This window comes from Panacagrimonas sp., assembly GCF_965216805.1.
Lineage (GTDB): Bacteria > Pseudomonadota > Gammaproteobacteria > Nevskiales > Nevskiaceae > Panacagrimonas.
The window spans coordinates 1,721,541-1,738,840 of the sequence record NZ_CBDCGN010000003.1 but is presented as its reverse complement, the minus strand read 5'-3'; the positions used below and the strand labels follow the sequence as shown (position 1 = coordinate 1,738,840).

General features: G+C 65.4%; 14 protein-coding genes and 1 other annotated feature. Of the genes, 6 read left to right on the top strand and 8 right to left on the bottom strand.

Annotated elements, in window-relative coordinates; translation table 11 throughout:
• Positions 1-18: 18 nt before the first annotated feature.
• Positions 19-1,244 (bottom strand): IS3 family transposase gene (locus ACOOHP_RS20900; protein WP_420468403.1). Its coding sequence is split into 2 segments (ribosomal slippage): positions 19-959 and positions 959-1,244, totalling 1,227 coding nucleotides; the frame shifts between segments, so codons are not numbered across the junction.
• Positions 850-966, bottom strand: a sequence feature (AL1L pseudoknot). It overlaps the preceding gene by 117 nt.
• A 695-nt stretch (positions 1,245-1,939) precedes the next feature.
• Here ACOOHP_RS20900 and ACOOHP_RS20895 point away from each other — a divergent pair.
• Together ACOOHP_RS20895 and ACOOHP_RS20890 are read left to right on the top strand one after the other, a co-directional pair.
• The gene (locus ACOOHP_RS20895; protein WP_420468402.1) at positions 1,940-2,485 is read left to right on the top strand and encodes a C40 family peptidase; all 546 of its coding nucleotides are present in this window, start codon (positions 1,940-1,942) and stop codon (positions 2,483-2,485) included.
• 129 nt (positions 2,486-2,614) lie between these two features.
• Complete coding sequence (locus ACOOHP_RS20890; protein ID WP_420468401.1) at positions 2,615-2,890, top strand: ribosomal protein L7/L12; 276 nt, start codon at positions 2,615-2,617, stop codon at positions 2,888-2,890.
• 19 nt (positions 2,891-2,909) lie between these two features.
• Here the strand turns inward: ACOOHP_RS20890 and ACOOHP_RS20885 are convergent, their stop codons facing one another.
• Positions 2,910-3,449, bottom strand: a complete 540-nt coding sequence (locus ACOOHP_RS20885) for a DUF2058 domain-containing protein (RefSeq protein WP_420468400.1) — start codon at positions 3,447-3,449, stop codon at positions 2,910-2,912.
• A gap of 135 nt (positions 3,450-3,584) precedes the next feature.
• On the opposite strand from ACOOHP_RS20885, the gene ACOOHP_RS20880 reads away from it, so the two are divergent.
• Complete coding sequence (locus ACOOHP_RS20880; protein WP_420468399.1) at positions 3,585-3,938, top strand: FKBP-type peptidyl-prolyl cis-trans isomerase; 354 nt, start codon at positions 3,585-3,587, stop codon at positions 3,936-3,938.
• 270 nt (positions 3,939-4,208) lie between these two features.
• Here the strand turns inward: ACOOHP_RS20880 and msrB are convergent, their stop codons facing one another.
• The gene (msrB, locus tag ACOOHP_RS20875) at positions 4,209-4,640 is read right to left on the bottom strand and encodes a peptide-methionine (R)-S-oxide reductase MsrB (RefSeq protein WP_420468398.1); all 432 of its coding nucleotides are present in this window, start codon (positions 4,638-4,640) and stop codon (positions 4,209-4,211) included.
• An 83-nt stretch (positions 4,641-4,723) separates the two neighbouring features.
• On the opposite strand from msrB, the gene djlA reads away from it, so the two are divergent.
• From djlA to ACOOHP_RS20860, 3 genes are all read left to right on the top strand, one after another.
• Positions 4,724-5,467 carry a co-chaperone DjlA gene (djlA, locus tag ACOOHP_RS20870; RefSeq protein ID WP_420468397.1) on the top strand — a complete coding sequence of 248 codons (744 nt, stop codon included), beginning with the start codon at positions 4,724-4,726 and terminating at the stop codon, positions 5,465-5,467.
• A 59-nt stretch (positions 5,468-5,526) separates the two neighbouring features.
• A complete protein-coding gene (locus tag ACOOHP_RS20865) occupies positions 5,527-6,717 on the top strand; it encodes an MFS transporter (RefSeq protein WP_420468765.1) in 1,191 nt (396 codons plus the stop codon).
• Between the two features lie 109 nt (positions 6,718-6,826).
• Positions 6,827-8,491, top strand: coding sequence for a flavin-containing monooxygenase (locus ACOOHP_RS20860; RefSeq protein ID WP_420468396.1), 1,665 nt, complete (start codon positions 6,827-6,829; stop codon positions 8,489-8,491).
• An 8-nt stretch (positions 8,492-8,499) separates the two neighbouring features.
• Here the strand turns inward: ACOOHP_RS20860 and ACOOHP_RS20855 are convergent, their stop codons facing one another.
• From ACOOHP_RS20855 to ACOOHP_RS20835, 5 genes are all read right to left on the bottom strand, one after another.
• Complete coding sequence (locus ACOOHP_RS20855) at positions 8,500-11,250, bottom strand: molybdopterin-dependent oxidoreductase (protein WP_420468395.1); 2,751 nt, start codon at positions 11,248-11,250, stop codon at positions 8,500-8,502.
• Positions 11,250-12,581, bottom strand: coding sequence for an NAD(P)/FAD-dependent oxidoreductase (locus ACOOHP_RS20850; protein WP_420468394.1), 1,332 nt, complete (start codon positions 12,579-12,581; stop codon positions 11,250-11,252). The genes ACOOHP_RS20855 and ACOOHP_RS20850 overlap by 1 nt, the downstream gene beginning before the upstream one ends.
• 114 nt (positions 12,582-12,695) lie before the next feature.
• Positions 12,696-13,112 carry a nitrite reductase small subunit NirD gene (nirD, locus tag ACOOHP_RS20845; protein WP_420468764.1) on the bottom strand — a complete coding sequence of 139 codons (417 nt, stop codon included), beginning with the start codon at positions 13,110-13,112 and terminating at the stop codon, positions 12,696-12,698.
• A 5-nt stretch (positions 13,113-13,117) separates the two neighbouring features.
• A complete protein-coding gene (gene nirB / locus ACOOHP_RS20840) occupies positions 13,118-15,742 on the bottom strand; it encodes a nitrite reductase large subunit NirB (protein ID WP_420468393.1) in 2,625 nt (874 codons plus the stop codon).
• 143 nt (positions 15,743-15,885) lie between these two features.
• A complete protein-coding gene (locus ACOOHP_RS20835) occupies positions 15,886-17,226 on the bottom strand; it encodes an MFS transporter (RefSeq protein ID WP_420468392.1) in 1,341 nt (446 codons plus the stop codon).
• Positions 17,227-17,300: the final 74 nt, after the last annotated feature.

Genomic DNA, 17,300 nt, shown 5'->3' with positions numbered 1-17,300 from the left:
GAGGCTGTTTGGTTTGAGTCAGGCTGCCAAGAGCAGGCTGTCTCGCTGCTGATAGTAGGCCGCCTCTTTCTCTGCGGGCGGGATGTTGCCGATGGGCTCCAGCAATCGGCGGTTGTTGAACCAATCGACCCACTGGAGCATGGCCCACTCGACGTCTTCACATCGCTGCCACGAGGTTCGGCGATGGATGACCTCGGCCTTGTACAAGCCGTTGATGGTTTCGGCCAGAGCGTTGTCGTAGCTGTCACCCACGCTGCCGACCGAGGGTTCGAGGCCCGCTTCGGCCAGGCGCTCGCTGTATCGAATGCAGACGTATTGAGACCCCCTGTCGCTGTGATGGACGAATCGCCCCGCGACGAAAGGCTTTCTCGCGTACAGCGCTTGCTCCAGAGCGTCGAGGACGAAATCGGCCCGGGCGGTGGTCGACGCTTTCCAGCCGACGATCCGGCGCGCGTAGACGTCGATGACGAAGGCGACGTAGACGAAGCCCTGCCAAGTCGACACGTAGGTGAAATCGCTGACCCACAGCGCGTTGGGCCGGTCGGCCCGGAATTGCCGGCGCACGTGATCCAGCGGGCACGCGACATTGCGATCCTGGATCGTCGTGCGCACGCCCTTGCCGCGGATCACGCCGCGCAGCCCGAGCTGTCGCATCAAGCGCTGCACCGTGCAGCGTGCGACTTCAAACCGCTCGCGCCGTAACTGCCGCGAAACCTTGCGCACGCCGTAGACGCGGAAGTTTTCGTTCCACACCCGCTCGATCTCGGGCACCAGCTGCTCATCACGCCGTGATCGTGCCGATCTCTGATCCGGATGCCGTCGCTGCGCCACGTGTGCGTAGTAGGTCGACGGAGCGATCGGCAACACCTTGCAGATCGGCTCGACCCCGTAGACCGCGCAGTGATCGTCGATGAAGGCCTTCATCGCTTGAACGGGCGGTCGAGCTCCGCCTGGGCAAAATACGCAGACGCCTTGCGCAGAATCTCGTTGGCCTGACGCAGCTCGCGGACCTCGCGTTCCAGGGCCTTGACCCGATCCTTCTCCGCCGTGCTTGGGCCCTCCCGCAGTCCTACGTCCCGCTCGGCCTGACGAACCCAAATCCGCAACGTCTCGGGCTTGCAGCCAATCTTCCCGGCAATCGATTCGATTGCCGCCCACTGCGAGGCGTACTCGCTACGGTGCTCGAACACCATCCGCACCGCCCGCTCCCGCACCTCCGGTGCGTACCGCGTCAACTTGTTCATCGCTCCATCCTCTCAAGGTTTGGAGCCTCCGAGAAAGCCGGGGCGGTTCAGATCTTCGCGCGCTCACATCGAGCTTGCTGTCCCGCAGCATACGCAATCGGTGGTCCGCGCGGTTAGCCCGCATTTTTCACCGCCAAGTGGGGAGCATCGCGGTCCGAATCGAACCTTGCGGGCCGCTAACAGTCTTCATCCTGATCGCCGGCACAAGCCGGGTCCTGCCGTCGAGAGTCAAGGACGCCGATGTGTCAATGCAGAGTCTGAACAAGCTGTGGGATCGGCGGCGCGCATATCACCGGTCGATAACAGGTCGGTGGCAAAAGGCCCTATCGATCCAGGTGGTCGAGTAACTTATCGATCACCGCGGAATCCCCCATCGCGGCAATGATCCGCGCTGCGCTCCCAGCGGCCTCGCAGCTCCGAACGTCGATGCTGATCAAATCCTGATCGCAGGCTGAAGCGCGGCCGGCGCGAGCGCCTTCCGCGCGATCCATCCGTCAAACCTTAGGGCACAGCCGAGGAACGTCGATTCCTGCGGGATGAACGGCTGCGCCGGCCGGCTTCGTCGGCGCGCGCGCGCCGAACGTCTTGGCATGGCGCGGGTCGCGATCTTCGGCGGGCAAGCTTGCCCCCGTATTGCGACGGCCACGGGGAGTTCCGCAGGCCTGGCCACCAACCCACAACAAGAAGCGTTTGCCATGCCGCCCTCCTCGCACCGCCTGTTCGCCGCGTTGTTGCTCTGCCTCGCTGCCGCCCCTGCGCTGGCCTCCATCCATCCCGATCTGCGCATGAGCCCGGTGCTGTTTGCCAGCGCCCCGCAACCCGGCCCCGAGACGCGCCAGGCGCCGCTGGTGCTACGCCCCGAGCCGAGCCTGCGCTCGGGCCTGATTCGCGCCGCACTGACGCAGGGGCAGGCCATGCTCGGCACCGACTACCTGTTTGGCGCCGACCGTGAAGATGCAGTCGACTGCTCCTCGCTGGTCCAGCGAATGTTCCGCGCGGTGGGCCTGAAGATGCCGCGCACCACGCGCCAGCAGGTGAAGCTGGGACGTGCGGTGCGGCGCGACCAGGTCATTGCCGGGGATCTGCTGTTCTACCGCTTCGGCCCCAGCGGCCTCCACGTCGCGGTGTACCTGGACGACAACAAGGTGCTACACGCCTCCACCGGCGAAGGCGAAGTGGTGGTCAGCGAACTGACCCGGGCCTGGGATCGTCGTTTGGTCGCGGCGCGGCGTCTGCTCTGATCATTCCCTCGTTCTGAGGTGCCAGCGCGGCGATTCCCCGCACGGACGCTGACCGCTGCGCAGGCCCGCCGCTGAAGCCCGGCACCGGGCTGGCTACACTGCGGCCCTGTCCCCGCGCGAACCGTCGCCATGCTCGAATCCATCCCCCGCGAAGTCCTGATTCTGCTGGGCCTCGTCGCCGGGGTCGTGCTGAGCCGCCTGCTGCGGCGCGGCGCGCGCGGACGCCTCGATCCGCGGCCCGGCGCCTCGACGGCACGCCCTAGCGGACCTGCGCCGACGCCCGACGCCGAAGTTCAGGCCCTGGCACGTAGCGGCAACAAGATCGAAGCGATCAAGCGTTATCGCAAGGCGACCGGCCTGGGACTCAAGGAATCCAAGGACGTCATCGACCGGCTGGATCGCTGACGGCGCTGCACCGCAACGCTCACCAGGTGAGATCGTCCGGCACCACGTAATCCTTGTAGGGATCGTTTTCGTCGACCGGCGGCGGCGCGGTGTTGAGCGACACCAGCGCATGAGCGTCGCGTTCGCGGATGCGTTCGGCGATGTCGGCCGGCACGATCTCGTAGCGCCCCTTGTTGCGCACAATGCCCAAAGTGCCGGCGACCAGCTTTTCACGCTGCGCCTTGTCCACCGGGATGCGCCGGATCTTCTTGCCGTCGACGAAGTTGTACAGCTCGTCGCTGTCCACTCGCGCCACCCGGTGCGTTTCCACCAGCTGGCGAATTTCTGCGCGGCGCGCCTGTTGCTGCTGCTTTTCCACCAGTTGCCGGTTGAGTTCGGCATCGCGCGCGGCCTTGGCCTGCGCGGCGGCGCGGGCGGCTTCGGCCTGCGGGTCGACCGCGTTGGCCGGGCGCTTGGCCTGCTCGACCTTGCGTTGATGCTGCACCTTGGCCGCCTGCTTGGCCTTCTTGGGGTCGAGCAGCCCCGCCTGCAGGAGTTGGTCGCGTAGGGAAAGACTCATGGAGTGGGCAATAAATGAGCGAGTGACGCCGTGGCCGGATTTTACCCCGAGGTCCGGCAGATGCCGCATCCGCGGGTTCGCACCATCGGCCGGCTGGGTTAGGCTGCCGCCCTGCCCCGCCCACCGAGCCCGTTCATGAACCTCACCGCCACCGATTCCGGATTGCAGTACGAAGACACCACGATCGGCGACGGCGCGGTGGCCGCTGCCGGACAGCAGGTATCGGTGCACTACACCGGCTGGCTGTACACCGACGGCGCGGCTGGGACGCGATTCGATACCAGCAAGGATCGCGGCCGGCCGTTCCAGTTCGAACTCGGTGCCGGCCACGTCATCCAGGGCTGGGACGAAGGCGTGCAAGGCATGAAGGTCGGCGGCACCCGCAAACTGGTGATCCCGCCCGAACTCGGTTACGGCGCACGCGGCGCCGGCGGGGTCATTCCGCCCGATGCCACGCTGCTGTTCGAGGTGGAGCTGCTGGCGGTCTAAGAGCCTATCCGTGAATAAGTCGTGCCTGCGTGGCAGTCCCATTTTTCGCCAGGCAAGGCGCGACTGACGAGGTTTGGTCATTCCAAATGAGGAAGGAGCAACGCCGCATGGCGAAAAATGGGGCGCCACCCGAAAGGGACGGGGCCGTTTTGGCGCATCGCCGCGTCAGGCGCTCCTCATGTACGTTCAGTACATCGCGTCGCCCCTTCCTTGCGCTGCGCCAAAACGACCTCCGTCGCAGACGCGACTTATTCACGAATAGGCTCTAAATCACTCGCGCAGCGGCGGCAGCGGCTCGCCCTGCGGCACGAAGCGCAGCGCCTCGCCGTTATTGCAATAGCGCAGGCCGGTCGGCGCCGGGCCGTCTTCGAACACATGACCTTGATGGCCACCGCAGCGCGCGCAGTGGTATTCGGTGCGGGCGTAACCGATGTGGTAGTCGGTCTTGGTCTCCAATCGCCCGGGAATAGGGTCGAAGAAACTGGGCCAGCCGGTGCCGCTTTCAAACTTGGTTCCGGACTCGAACAGCGGCAGAAAGCACCCGGCGCAGACGAAGGTGCCGGCGCGCTTTTCCTGGTTGAACGGATGGGTCCCACAGACCTCGGTACCCTCGGAGCGCAGCACGCGGTACTGCGCGGGCGTGAGCAGCTGGCGCCATTGCTCGTCGGTCTTGGTCAGGCGGGCGTCGCTGGAGTCGTTCATGGCAGGGGTGCTCGGTGGGAACCGGTCCATGGTGCCACCGGCGCTGTCACAGGCCCAAACGCCAAGCCCGCTAAACTGGACGCATGAATCTGTTCGTACTCGTGGGCGCCCTCATCGGGTTTTCAGTCGGCCGCTGGACCGGCTTTTTTATTGGCGCGTTCGTCGCCTACTGGATCAGTCGCAAGCTACGCCAGCATCTGGTGCGCGGCGTGCAGACCCGGTTCCTGGACAGCACCTTCGCGGTCATGGGCGCGGTCTGCAAAGCGGACGGCCGGGTGTCGGAAAACGAGATCCGCGTCGCCGAAGCCCTGTTCGACCGTTTGCGGCTGAACCCTGCGGCGCGCAGTTCCGCCCGCGCCGCGTTCAACCGCGGCAAGGAGCCGGGCTTCGACATGGACGGCGAGGTGCGCGCCTTTGCCGCGGCGGCGCGCGGCCAACGGGTGCTGTACCAGATGTTTCTGCAAGTGCAACTGGCGGCGGTGTCGGCCGACGGCTCGCCGGACGCGGCCGATCATCGTCTGATGGTGCGCATCGCCCGCGGCCTCGGGCTGTCGGAACTGGAAGTGCAGCGCATGGAGGCGCAGTTCCGGGTGCATACCGACACGCGCGCCAGCAAGCTCGACGACGCCTACTCCGTGATGGGCATGCCGGCCACCGCCACTGACGACGAGCTCAAGAAGGCGTATCGCAAGCTGATGAGCGAACACCATCCGGACAAGCTCGCCGCCCGTGGCCTGCCGGAGTCCATGCGTCAGATGGCCGAAGAAAAGACCCGCGACATCACCGCCGCCTACGACCTGATCAAGGCCGCACGCGGACTGACCTGAACCGCCCGACCCGGCCCTTGAACCCGCACGCCACCGGCCACCGCAGCGCCTGGGTGCTGATGCTGTCGGCAGCCGGCATTCTGATGATCACCACCGGCGCGCGGCAGTCGCTGGGCCTGTTCGTCGGGCCGCTGGACGACAGCACCGGCCTGGGCATCGTCAGCATCAGCCTGGCGCTTGCCGTCGGCCAGTTCGTGTGGGGCGCGGTACAGCCGCTGTTCGGGGCCATCGCCGACGAATTCGGCGGCATGCCGGTGCTGGTGTTCGGCATCCTGCTGATGGCCGCCGGAATGGCGATCACGCCCCTGTTCGATTCCACCTGGGGTCTGCTGCTGAGTCTGGGTCTGCTGTCTGCGGCCGGGGCCGGCGCCGCCAGCTTCTCCATCCTGATCGGCGCCACCGCTGCGCGGCTGCCGCCGGAGCGTCGCGCCTTTGCCGGCGGCTTCATCAATGCCGGCGCCTCGTTCGGGCAGTTCGTCTACGCGCCGCTGGCGCAGGCGCTGATCGCGGCCTTCGGGTGGGCGGTGGCGATCGTGGCCCTGGCGGCCTCCGCCCTGGCCGCGTTGCCGATGCTGCTGGGACTGCGCACCCGTGCGGCGGCGGTCGGCGCAGGGCCACCGGCAGCGCCGGCGCCCGGACCCGGCATGCGCGCGCAACTGCGCTCGGCCCTGCGCGATCGCAGCTACCTGCTGCTGCACGCCAGCTTTTTCACCTGCGGCCTGCACATCGCCTTCCTGGTCACCCATCTACCCGGCGAAGTGGCGCTGTGCGGACTGCCGGCCGCGGTCTCAGCCGTGTCGCTGGGGCTGATCGGCCTGTTCAACATCGCCGGCAGCCTCAGCGCCGGCTGGCTGGGGTCGCGCGTACGCATGAAGCACATCCTGTTCTGGATGTACGCCAGCCGCGCCCTGGTGATCGGCATTTACCTGCTGGCGCCACGCACGCCGCTGACGTTCTATCTGTTTGCCGCCGCACTGGGTTTCAGCTGGCTCGCCACGGTGCCGCCGACCGCGGGACTGGTCGGCAAACTGTTCGGCACCCGCTACCTGGCGACCCTGTTCGGCTTGACCTTGCTGTCGCACCAGACCGGCGCGTTCTTCGGCGCCTGGCTGGGCGGACTGACCATGGCGCGCTTCGGCGACTACGGCTGGATGTGGTACGCCGACCTGCTGCTGGCAGCGCTGGCGGCACTGGCCTGCCTGCCGATACGCGAGGCCCGGGTGCCGCGCGAACGGTTAGTGACGGCCTGACCACCGGGTTTCCCCGCTGGCACCGCCGCGCACCGCGAGGAATACTGGCCGGGGGCGCCCGCCCCCCAAAGAACGCAACGAGGGGCTCAGCCCCCGCTGGAGAGAGACGATGGCAGCAGCCGCAGATGGGCCGCCACGGCGCGACGGCGCCACGACGACGGACTTCGACGTGGTGGTGGTGGGTGCCGGCTTCGCCGGCATGTACACGATTCACCGTCTGCGCCAGATGGGTCTGAGCGTGCAGTGCTTCGAGGCCGGCGGCGATGTCGGCGGCACCTGGTACTGGAACGTCTATCCGGGTTGCCGCGTCGACATCGAAAGCTTCGAATACTCCTACTCGTTTTCGGACGAGCTGCAGCAGGAATGGAAATGGAGCGAGCGCTATGCCTCGCAACCCGAACTGTTGCGCTACTGCCGGCATGTCGCCGAACGCTTCGACCTGCGCCGCAGCATCCGCTTCGACACGCGAATCACCCAGGCGCATTTCGACGAGGCCAGCGGCCATTGGCGGGTCGCCACCCAACACGGCGACACCGTCACGGCGCAATTCTGCATCTTCGCCACCGGCCTGATCTCCGAGCCGCACATGCCGCACTTCGACGGGCTCGAGGATTTTCGCGGCGACAAATACCTGAGCTCGCGCTGGCCGCGCGAGCCGGTGGATTTCTCGGGCAAGCGTGTCGGCATCATCGGCACCGGCGCATCGGGCGTGCAGATGATCCCCATCGTCGCGCGCCAGGCGCAGCACCTGAGCGTGTTCCAGCGCACACCCACCTTTACCGTCCCGCTGCAGAACAAGCCGATGGACCCGGACCTCGAGCGCGAGATGAAGGCACGCTACCGGAAGCTGCGCGAGATGCAGTTCGATTCCATGGCCGGCTTCACCCTGGTGCACTCGCAACCCCTGCCGCCACCGACGCGCTCGGCGCTGGAACTGGACGACGAGGCTCGATTGCGCGAGTACGAGAATCGCTGGGCCTCGGGCGGACTTTGCTTCTACTACACCTTCACCGACGTACTGGTCGATCAGGCTGCCAACGACACTCTCAGTGAATTCTTCCGCCACAAAATACGCGCGCGGGTTCGCAATCCGGAGGTCGCCGAAAAGCTGGTGCCGGAACATCCCGCGCTGACGCGCAGACTGGCGGCGGACACGGGCTATCAGGAGACCTACGACCGCGACAACGTGAGCCTGATCGATCTGCGCGTAGAACCCATCGACCGCTTTACCGCAGAGGGCCTGCGCGTGGCCCAGCGGGTGGTCGAACTCGACGCCATCGTCTTCGCCACCGGTTTCGACATCCAGACCGGCGCCATGGACAAGATCGACATTCGCGGCTGTAACGGGCGCACGCTCAAACAGCACTGGGGCGACGGACTGCGCAGCTATCTGGGCATGACGGGTGCCGGCTTTCCCAATCTGTTCTGGCTCAACGGACCCGGCAGCCCCTTCTTCAATCCCATCCTGCTCGCCGAGTACCAGGTCGACTGGATCGCGCGGTTGCTTGAAGACATGCGCACGCGGGGCCGGCAGGTTCTGGAGGCCAGCAGCGAAGCGGAAACCGACTGGGTAAACCTGACCAACCAGATCGGCGACATGACGCTGTTTTCGAAGACCAAGAATTACTACATGGGCGACAACATCCCCGGCAAGCCACGCTCGGTGCTGTTCTGGCTGGGCGGGTTTCCAGCTTATCGGGAGCAGTGCGAGGCGGCCGCGCAATCCACCGACACGCGCTTTCACTTCGATCCGTCGATGGGAGTCAGCGGCTGATACCCGGCTCAGACCGGGGCCAGCGTCTGCGCGATCAGCGTCTTGAGTTCCGGCACGCAAGAGCCGCAGTTGGTACCGCACCTGAGCTTTTCGCCCAGGGCCTTGGGACTGCGGCAGCCGCCGCGGATAGCATGTTCGATGGTCTTGCGTCCGATGCCGTAGCAGGAACAAACGGTGGCGCCGGTGTCGACGCCGCGCTCGAAGGGCTCACCGACCAGCAGGCCCATGCGATCGACATCCTCCAGCCTCGATTTGGCGAACAGCCCGGACAACCAGGAACGCGAGGGTAGATCCGGCCGCGGCGAGACGAACAGACAGGCCTGGATACGATCATCGACCATCAGCGCGCCGCGATACTGCCCCGCACTGGCGTCCTGGTACTCCAGCCAGTCGGCGTCGGGCTGCGCGGCACCGAGCATCTGTCGCGCCATCGCCGACCAGCCGTTTTCGACCCGGCGGCCCGCCAGCTCGTAGCGCGTGTAGGCCTCGCCGGCAATACGCGTCCACCAGGTGGCGTGCGCCGTCAGGCCTGAGGCCTGCGGCATGGCTGTGTCAGCGGCCTCGCGCAGCAGGGCAAACCCGTGCCAAGTGACCCGGAAAGGCTCGATCCGCACCGGCGTGTGCTTGAACTCGGGCTCGCCGGAGATCGGATCGACGACCGGATTCACCAGCTTGCCGACGCGGCCGTCCGAGGCGAACTGCGCGTTCCAATGGATCGGCACGAACACATTCTTGCGCTGCATCTCGCCCGACAGGCGCACCCGCGCCACGCAGGACCCCCATCGGGAACTGATGCGTGCCAGCTCGTGCTCGCGCACGCCGCACAGCAGCGCATCGCCCGGGTGCAGATCCACGAAGGGCTCGGCGATGTGCGAAGCCAGCCTCGGCGACAGGCCGGTGCGGGTCATGGTGTGCCAGTGGTCGCGCACCCGGCCGGTGTTGAGGATCAGCGGATACTCGTTGTCGACGCCATGCACCGCCATGTGCGGCTCGACCGCGATGAAGCGCGCCTTGCGGTCGGGAGTGTAGAAGCGGCCGTCGGAGAAGGCGTCGGGAGACGGGAGATGGGAGACGGGAGACGTAAGCACCGGCCATCGGACGGGCGTCATGGCGGCGTACGCGACCTTGTCCATCCCGACGAGGCCGGATAGGTTGAGATAGCGGGGCGCGCTCGGTGCATCGTCCCGCCTCCCGTCTCCCGTCTCTCGGTTCCCGGCCGCCGTCAGGCGGCAATGCTCGTCAAACACCTCATGCACGCCGTTCCAGGCGAAATGCTCGGCGTGACCCCAGCGTTTACCTACTTGCGCCAACGCCCACCAATCGGGTTTGGCCTCGCCCAGCGGCGGCAGGAACGCACGCAGGCGCGAGATACACCGTTCGGAGTTGGTGACCGTGCCGTCCTTTTCGCCCCAGCCCTGAGCCGGCAGCAGCACGTGTGCGAACGCGGTGGTGTCGGTATTGGCCATGCAGTCGGACACCACCACCAGCTCGCACCTGGCCAGCGCGCGCTTGACCTGGTCGGCATTGGGGAGGCTCACCACCGGATTGGTCGCCATGATCCACACCGCCTTGACCTTGCCGGCTTCGATGGCCTCGAACAGATCCACCGCCTTGAGCCCAGGCCTGCACGGGACGGCCGGGCTCTGCCAGAAGCTCTGGACCAGTTCGCGATGCCCCGGGTTGTCCAGATCCATATGCGCGGCCAGCATGTTGCTCAGCCCCCCGACCTCGCGGCCGCCCATCGCATTGGGCTGGCCGGTGATGGAAAACGGCCCGGCGCCAGGCTTGCCGATGCGCCCGGTGAGCAGGTGCGCGTTGACGATGGCGTTGACCTTGTCGGTGCCGGCACTCGACTGGTTCACGCCCATGGAGAACGCGGTGACGACCTTGTCGGTACGCGCGAACAGCCGATAGAACTCGGCGAGCGCCGCCTCCTGCAACTTGCATTGGGCCGCGACCGAACGCAGGTCGCCGGCCGTGTTGTCGGCGATCGCCATCGCACGCGCCAGACCGTTGGTGTGCGATTCAACGAACCCGGTATCGACCACACCGTGCCGATGCAGGAAAGACAGCAGGCCGTTGAACAGCCACACGTCGGTGCCCGGTCGCAGCGGCAGGTGCAGGTCGGCCATCTCGGTGGTCGCGGTGCGGCGCGGGTCGATGACGACCAGCTTCATCTCGGGACGCCGCTCCTTCTCCTTGACGATGCGCTGGAACAGGATGGGGTGGCACCAGGCCGTGTTGGAACCGACGAGCACGACGAGATCCGCGCGCTCCAGATCCTCGTAGGACACCGGCACGATGTCTTCGCCGAATGCGCGCTTGTGCCCGGCCACGGCCGAGGACATGCAGAGCCGCGAGTTGGTGTCGATGTTCGCTGTGCCGACGAAGCCCTTCGCGAGCTTGTTGGCGACGTAGTAGTCCTCGGTCAGCAACTGGCCAGAGACGTACCAGGCCACGCTGTCCGGGCCGTGTTCGCGCACGATGCTCTGGAATTTTGCTGCGACGTGATCAAGCGCGGCGTCCCAGCTCACGCGCTCGCCGGCGATGCTCGGATGAATCAGGCGTCCCTGCGGCCCCACCGTGTCGCCGAGCGCAGAGCCCTTCACGCACAGACGGCCGAAGTTGGTCGGATGCGATTCGTCGCCGCTGACTTCGACCTTCGTGCCGCTGACCTTCACGTCCACGCCGCAGCCGGTGCCACAGTACGGGCAGGTGGTTTTCACGACTGCGGAGGATGTCGGCATGGACCCATCCATCAGGCGGCCTGCTCCGTCGTCGCGGTCGATGGCTCGCAGTACGCACGCCCAAACAACAGGCGCGCGCGGAAGGCGGCGATGTTCGTGCCCTTCTGCATCAGCTCGAAATACCAGGGGCCGTCCTTGACCTCGCCGTAGAGCACGGCGCCAACGACGCGCGAATCCCTGAGCACCAGGCGCTTGTACACACCGCGCCGCGGATCACGGAACACCTGGTCCTCGGTGTCCGGCCCGCCGATGAAATCACCCGCGGAGAACAGGTCGATGCCCGTCACCTTGAGCTTGGTCGAGGTGACCGAGCCGGGATAGCGGCGATGGCCCAGGCCGGCCAGATGCGCGGCGCAGACCCGCGCCTGTTCGTACAGCGGCGCCACCAGGCCATAGGTGTTCTTGCGGTGCTGCACGCACTCGCCCACCGCGTACACGCGCGGATCGCTCAGCGACTGCAGGCTGTCATCCACCACCAGCGCGCGCTCGCAGTGCAGACCGGCGTTCTTGGCCAGATCGAAATTTGGGCGGATGCCGACAGCCATCACAACGAGATCGGCCTCGATCTCGCTGCCGTCCTTGAAGCGCACCGCGCGCACGCGATCAAGACAAGCATCGGCCGGAGGCCGGCCTTCGTCCCTCGCCCGCGGAGCGGGAGAGGGGGGGACCGTCTGCGAAGCAGACGGCGGGGTGAGGGCTCCGACGATCTCCGCGGTGTTCGCTTCGAGCAGGAAGCGCAGGCCGCGCTTTTCCAGCGCGGTCTTGAGCAACCCCGCCGCCGGCTTGTCGAGCTGACGCTCCATCAGTGAATCCATGACGTGCACGACGGTCACGTCCATGCCCTGACGCATCAGGCCGTTCGCGGCTTCCAGGCCGAGCAAACCGCCGCCGATCACGATGGCCTTCTTGTGGTCGCGCGCGGCGGTGAGCATCAGCTCGACGTCGTTGATGTCGCGGAACGCGATCACGCCCGGCAGTTGGTGCCCGGGCACGGGGATGACGAAGGGCTTGGAGCCGGTGGCCAGCAGCAGGCGGTCGTAAGGCACTTCAAGGCCATCGCGAGATTTCACCGCGCGACGCTTGCGGTCGATGCTCACCACCGGATCGCCTGCATGCAGAGTGATGGCGTTCTGCGCATACCACTCGCGCGGGTGCGTGACGATGTCATCGAACTTCTTCTCGCCCGCCAGCACCGGCGACAGAAGAATACGGTTGTAGTTACCGTGCGGCTCGGCGCCGAACACGGTGATGTCGAAACGATCCGGCGCGAGCTTGAGCACTTCCTCGACGGTGCGGATTCCAGCCATCCCGTTGCCGACGACTACCAGACGTTGACGATTCATGAATACACAGAAACAGCACGCCACGGATCACGCGGATGAACGCGGATTGAATAGCCACACCACGATGTTGTTTTATCCGCGTTCATCCGCGTAATCCGTGACCGTTCTTGTGCTTCACGCTTCGCGCACCAGAATCATGCCGTCATCCGACACGCGCACGGCATAGGGCTGCACCGACCAGCTCTCGTCTTCCAGGCAACGCCCGGTATTCAGGCAGAAATGGTTCTTGTACACCGGCGAGGCCACCACGATCTCGCCGGCAACATCGCCGACCATGCCGCGCGACAACACATTGGCGCCGGAACGTGGATCGTGATTGTCCAGGGCGAAGATGCCCTCGTCCTCGCCCGAGGGCGAGACCAGGCGGAACACGGCGACCTGCGACGAACCCACCTTGGCGCAGACACCGGTGTTGGGCACGATCTCCGCGACGCGGCATACATAGGTCCACTTGGGGGCTTGCGTCATCGCAGTCTCCACCACCTCACTGCTGAAGTCTTGCGCGGTCTGATCCGGCAGGCTGTTGATCATGTCGCTCACACCGAGGCCTCGGCTTTCTTTTCCAGTTGACTCATGGGCCGGATCTGACCGCGTTCATCGACGAACTGGATGTTCTTGTCCGGTTCCTGCGAGTTGACGAAGTGGCGGAAGCGCTTGAGCGTCTCCGGCGTGTTGATCGCCTTCTTCCACTCGCACTCGTAGGTATCAACCAGCTTCTGCATGTCCACTTCCAGCTCGGCGGCGATACCGAGGCTGTCTTCGCACACAGCCTTCTTCACATACTCCAGCCCGCCTTCGATGTTGTCCATCCAGGTCGAGGTGCGCTGCAGACGATCACCGGTGCGGATATAGAGCATCAGGAAGCGGTCGATGTAGCGGATCAGGGTGGCGTCATCCAGATCGATGGCGAGCAGATCGGCGTGGCGTGGCTTCATGCCGCCGTTGCCGCCCACGTACAGGTTCCAGCCCTTCTCCGTGGCGATCACGCCCACGTCCTTGCCCTGGGCCTCGGCGCATTCGCGCGTGCAGCCGGACACCGCCATCTTGATCTTGTGCGGCGAGCGCAGACCGCGATAACGTTCTTCGATGAAGATGGCCATGCTCACCGAGTCCTGCACGCCGTAGCGGCACCAGGTGCTGCCGACGCAGGACTTCACCGTGCGCAAGGCCTTGCCGTAGGCGTGACCGGATTCGAAGCCGGCCTCCACCAGCTCCTTCCAGATCAGCGGCAGTTGCTCCACTCTCGCGCCGAACAGATCAATGCGCTGGCCGCCGGTGATTTTGGTGTACAGCCCGTAGTGCTGCGCCACGCGTCCGATGACGATGAGTTTTTCCGGCGTGATCTCGCCACCCGGAACGCGCGGCACCACCGAGTACGTGCCGTCCTTCTGCAGGTTGGCGAGGTAGTAGTCGTTGGTGTCCTGCACGCTCTGGTGCTTGGGCTTGAGCACGTGCTCATTCCAGACACTGGCCAGGATGCTGCCGATGGCCGGCTTGCAGATATCGCAACCACGACCCTTGCCGTGGGCAAGCAGCACCGAGTCGAAGGTCTTGAGCTGACCGATCTTGACCAGGTGAAACATCTCCTGGCGCGAATGCGCGAAGTGCTCGCACAGGTGATTGAGCACGGTGACACCGGCCTTGGTCAGCTCGGCATCCAGCACCTGCTTGACCAGCGGCCCGCAGCCGCCGCAACTGGTCGCCGCCTTGGTGCACTTCTTGAGCGCCGCCATGGTGGTGGCGCCTTCAGTGATGGCGCCGCACAGCGCGCCCTTGGAGACGTTGTTGCACGAGCAGATCATCGCTGCATCCGGCAACAGGTCCACACCCATGCCGCTCTTGCCGCCTTCACGCGCAGGAAGAATCAATTCCTCCGGATGCGCCGGCAGCGGAATCGCGTTGAGCGCGAACTGCAGCAGGGACCCGTAATCATTGGCCTCGCCCACCAGCACCGCGCCGACCAGGGTCTTGTTGTCGGCGCTCACCACCAGCTTCTTGTAGTGGCCGGCGACTTCGTCGCTGAACAGGTAGTTGAGCGAGCCCGGTGTCACGCCCTGCGCGTCGCCGATGCTCGCCACGTCCACGCCCAGCAGCTTGAGCTTGGTACTCATGTCGGCACCGAGAAACTGAAGCCCCTCTCCCGCAGGCGGGAGAGGGGTTGGGGTGAGGGCGGCGGGCAACGGCGCAGCGCTCGAAGCGCCCTCACCCTCGGCCCCTCTCCCGCTTGCGGCAGAGGGGAGCACAAGCTGGCTCGCGACCACACGCGCCATGTCATACCCAGGTGCCACCAGCCCGAAAATCTTGCCTTCCCACAGCGCGCACTCGCCGATCGCGTAAATATTCGGATCGGACGTGCGGCAATCGTTGTCGATGACAATGCCACCACGCTCGCCCATCTTGATGCCGCTGCTTCGCGCGAGTTCGTCGCGCGGACGAATGCCGGCGGAGAACACGATCATGTCGGTTTCCAGCGCGGAGCCGTCGGCGAACATCATCTTGTGCCGACCACCGACCCCCAGGCCGGCGCCATCAATAATTTCGGTGGTGTTCTTCTGCGTGTGCACGGTCACGCCCAGCGCCTCGATCTTGCGCTGCAGCAGGCGACCGCCCATGTCGTCGACCTGCACTGTCATCAGTCGCGGCGCAAATTCCACCACGTGCGTCTGCAGGCCCATGTCCTTGAGCGCCTTGGCGCATTCAAGGCCGAGCAGACCGCCGCCGATGACCACACCGATCTTCGACTTCTTGCCCCACTCCGTCATCGCCTCCAGGTCTTCGATGGTGCGATAGACCAGGCAGCCGTCACGCTCTCGGCCCGGCACCGGCGGCACGAAGGGGTAGGAGCCGGTGGCCAGCACCAGCTTGTCGTAAGGAACTGTTTCGCCGGTTGCGGTCTGCACCGTCTTCGCAGACCTGTCGATGCCGACCGCCTTGGCATTGAGCTTGAGGCTCAGCCCCTCGCGCTCGAAGAACCCGGGCACGACCAGGGACAGATCCTCGGCGGTCTTACCGCTGAAGAATTCCGAAAGATGTACACGGTCGTAAGCCGGACGCGGCTCCTCGCACAACACCGTGATCTCGAATTGAGGTTGATCCGCGAGCTGCTCCAGCAGCTTGTGACCGACCATCCCGTTTCCTACCACCACGAGTCGAGTCTTCATCTGTGCGCTCATTTATCGCCGCCCCCGGCGCGACGGGAGACCCGTCGGGCGTTCGTCGGCGGGGACTGACCTTGAGTCAGTCCCCGAAAGCTCCTCCTCATCCATGCCATTGCCAACCACCACCAGTTTCGTCCTCATAGAGTTCAAGCGGCCAGACCCGAGCGCTCGGATACGGCCTGTTCGTACAGCGCTTGTTCGCGCGTCTTGTGTTCGGACGAGAAGCGCACGGCGATGGCGCAGACCGCCGAGGCCGTAACCAGCACACCCAGAATCAGCAGGCACTCCTGCGCGCTCGCCGAGCCTTTCATGAGAAAGCCCGCGGCCACGGCGCCGACATTGCCCCCCGCACCGATGATGCCGGCGACGCCACCCAAGGCATTGCGATCAATGAAGGGCACCAGCGCGTAGGTCGCGCCGCAGGCCATGTGGGTGAACAGACCAAACACGATCATGGCGACGATAGCGATGGCGACGCTGTCCATCTGTGCAAACCACAGCAAGCCCAGGCCCTCGCCTACGATCAAGGCGAACAGCAGCAGGGTGCGCCCATCGAGCCCCCGCGTCCTGGCGATCCGGTCCGAAGCCATGCCGCCGAGTGCGCGCGCAAACAAGGCCAGCAAACCGAACGCGCCGACGGCAAAACCCGCTTGTTTGAGCGACAACTCGAAACGATCAACGTAATACAGCGCCGCAATGTTGTGGATGAAGATTTCCACGCCGAAGCAGGCGGCGTAAGTGACGAACAACATCCAAACGCGATAGTTGGTGGCCGCCTTCTTGAAGCTGATCCAGCTCGCTTTCTTGCCGCCGTCCACCATCAATCCTGTGGCGCGCAGCGTGTCGTAGTTGCCGGCCGGGCAGTCCTGGGTGTATTTCCAGTAGAGAACGCCCATGACCACCATGAGCACGCCGGGGACCAACAAAGCGATGCGCCACCCGAAAGCCGACTCGGCGCCCAGGGTGAGGACGGCAGCCAGGATCAACGGCATGATCGCCTGCGTGGCGCCGCCGCCGGCATTACCCCAACCCGCAGCGGCCGCGTTGGCGGTCCCGACGACATTGGGCGCGAACATCACGCTGGTGTGATATTGGGTGATGACGAAGCTGGCGCCAATGGCGCCGATCAGCAGCCGGAAGAACAGGAAGCTCTCGTAGCTCTGACTGGCGGCGACACCGAACACGGGAATCGCGCCGATCAGCAGCAACCCGGTGTAGGCCTTGCGCGGTCCCAGCCGATCGCACAGCGGCCCGATGAGCACCCGCACCAGGATGGTCACCGCGACCGCAGCGATATTGATGTTGGCGATCTGGTCCTTGGTCAGGCCGAACTCGCCCTTGATGACCGGCATCAGCGGCGCGCAGGCAAACCATGCAAAAAAGCAGACGAAGAACGCCATCCAGGTCAGGTGGAAGGCGCGCATCTGCGGTGTGCTGAAGTCGCTGAGGGTGACTCTGGTGGCTTTGACCCGCGATGCATCCGACATGTGAACGACTCCCGTGAGAATGGAATGTCGCGGTCGTCATTGCCCGCGAAAATCAGCTCACGTGATCGCCGTTA

Coding starts and splice junctions, on each gene's coding strand:
- ACOOHP_RS20895 (WP_420468402.1), top strand. CDS start 1,940: ATGCCGCCCTCCTCGCACCGCCTGTTCGCCGCGTTGTTGCTCTGCCTC.
- ACOOHP_RS20890 (WP_420468401.1), top strand. CDS start 2,615: ATGCTCGAATCCATCCCCCGCGAAGTCCTGATTCTGCTGGGCCTCGTC.
- ACOOHP_RS20885 (WP_420468400.1), bottom strand. CDS start 3,449: ATGAGTCTTTCCCTACGCGACCAACTCCTGCAGGCGGGGCTGCTCGAC.
- ACOOHP_RS20880 (WP_420468399.1), top strand. CDS start 3,585: ATGAACCTCACCGCCACCGATTCCGGATTGCAGTACGAAGACACCACG.
- msrB (WP_420468398.1), bottom strand. CDS start 4,640: ATGAACGACTCCAGCGACGCCCGCCTGACCAAGACCGACGAGCAATGG.
- djlA (WP_420468397.1), top strand. CDS start 4,724: ATGAATCTGTTCGTACTCGTGGGCGCCCTCATCGGGTTTTCAGTCGGC.
- ACOOHP_RS20865 (WP_420468765.1), top strand. CDS start 5,527: ATGCTGTCGGCAGCCGGCATTCTGATGATCACCACCGGCGCGCGGCAG.
- ACOOHP_RS20860 (WP_420468396.1), top strand. CDS start 6,827: ATGGCAGCAGCCGCAGATGGGCCGCCACGGCGCGACGGCGCCACGACG.
- ACOOHP_RS20855 (WP_420468395.1), bottom strand. CDS start 11,250: ATGGATGGGTCCATGCCGACATCCTCCGCAGTCGTGAAAACCACCTGC.
- ACOOHP_RS20850 (WP_420468394.1), bottom strand. CDS start 12,581: ATGAATCGTCAACGTCTGGTAGTCGTCGGCAACGGGATGGCTGGAATC.
- nirD (WP_420468764.1), bottom strand. CDS start 13,112: ATGATCAACAGCCTGCCGGATCAGACCGCGCAAGACTTCAGCAGTGAG.
- nirB (WP_420468393.1), bottom strand. CDS start 15,742: ATGAAGACTCGACTCGTGGTGGTAGGAAACGGGATGGTCGGTCACAAG.
- ACOOHP_RS20835 (WP_420468392.1), bottom strand. CDS start 17,226: ATGTCGGATGCATCGCGGGTCAAAGCCACCAGAGTCACCCTCAGCGAC.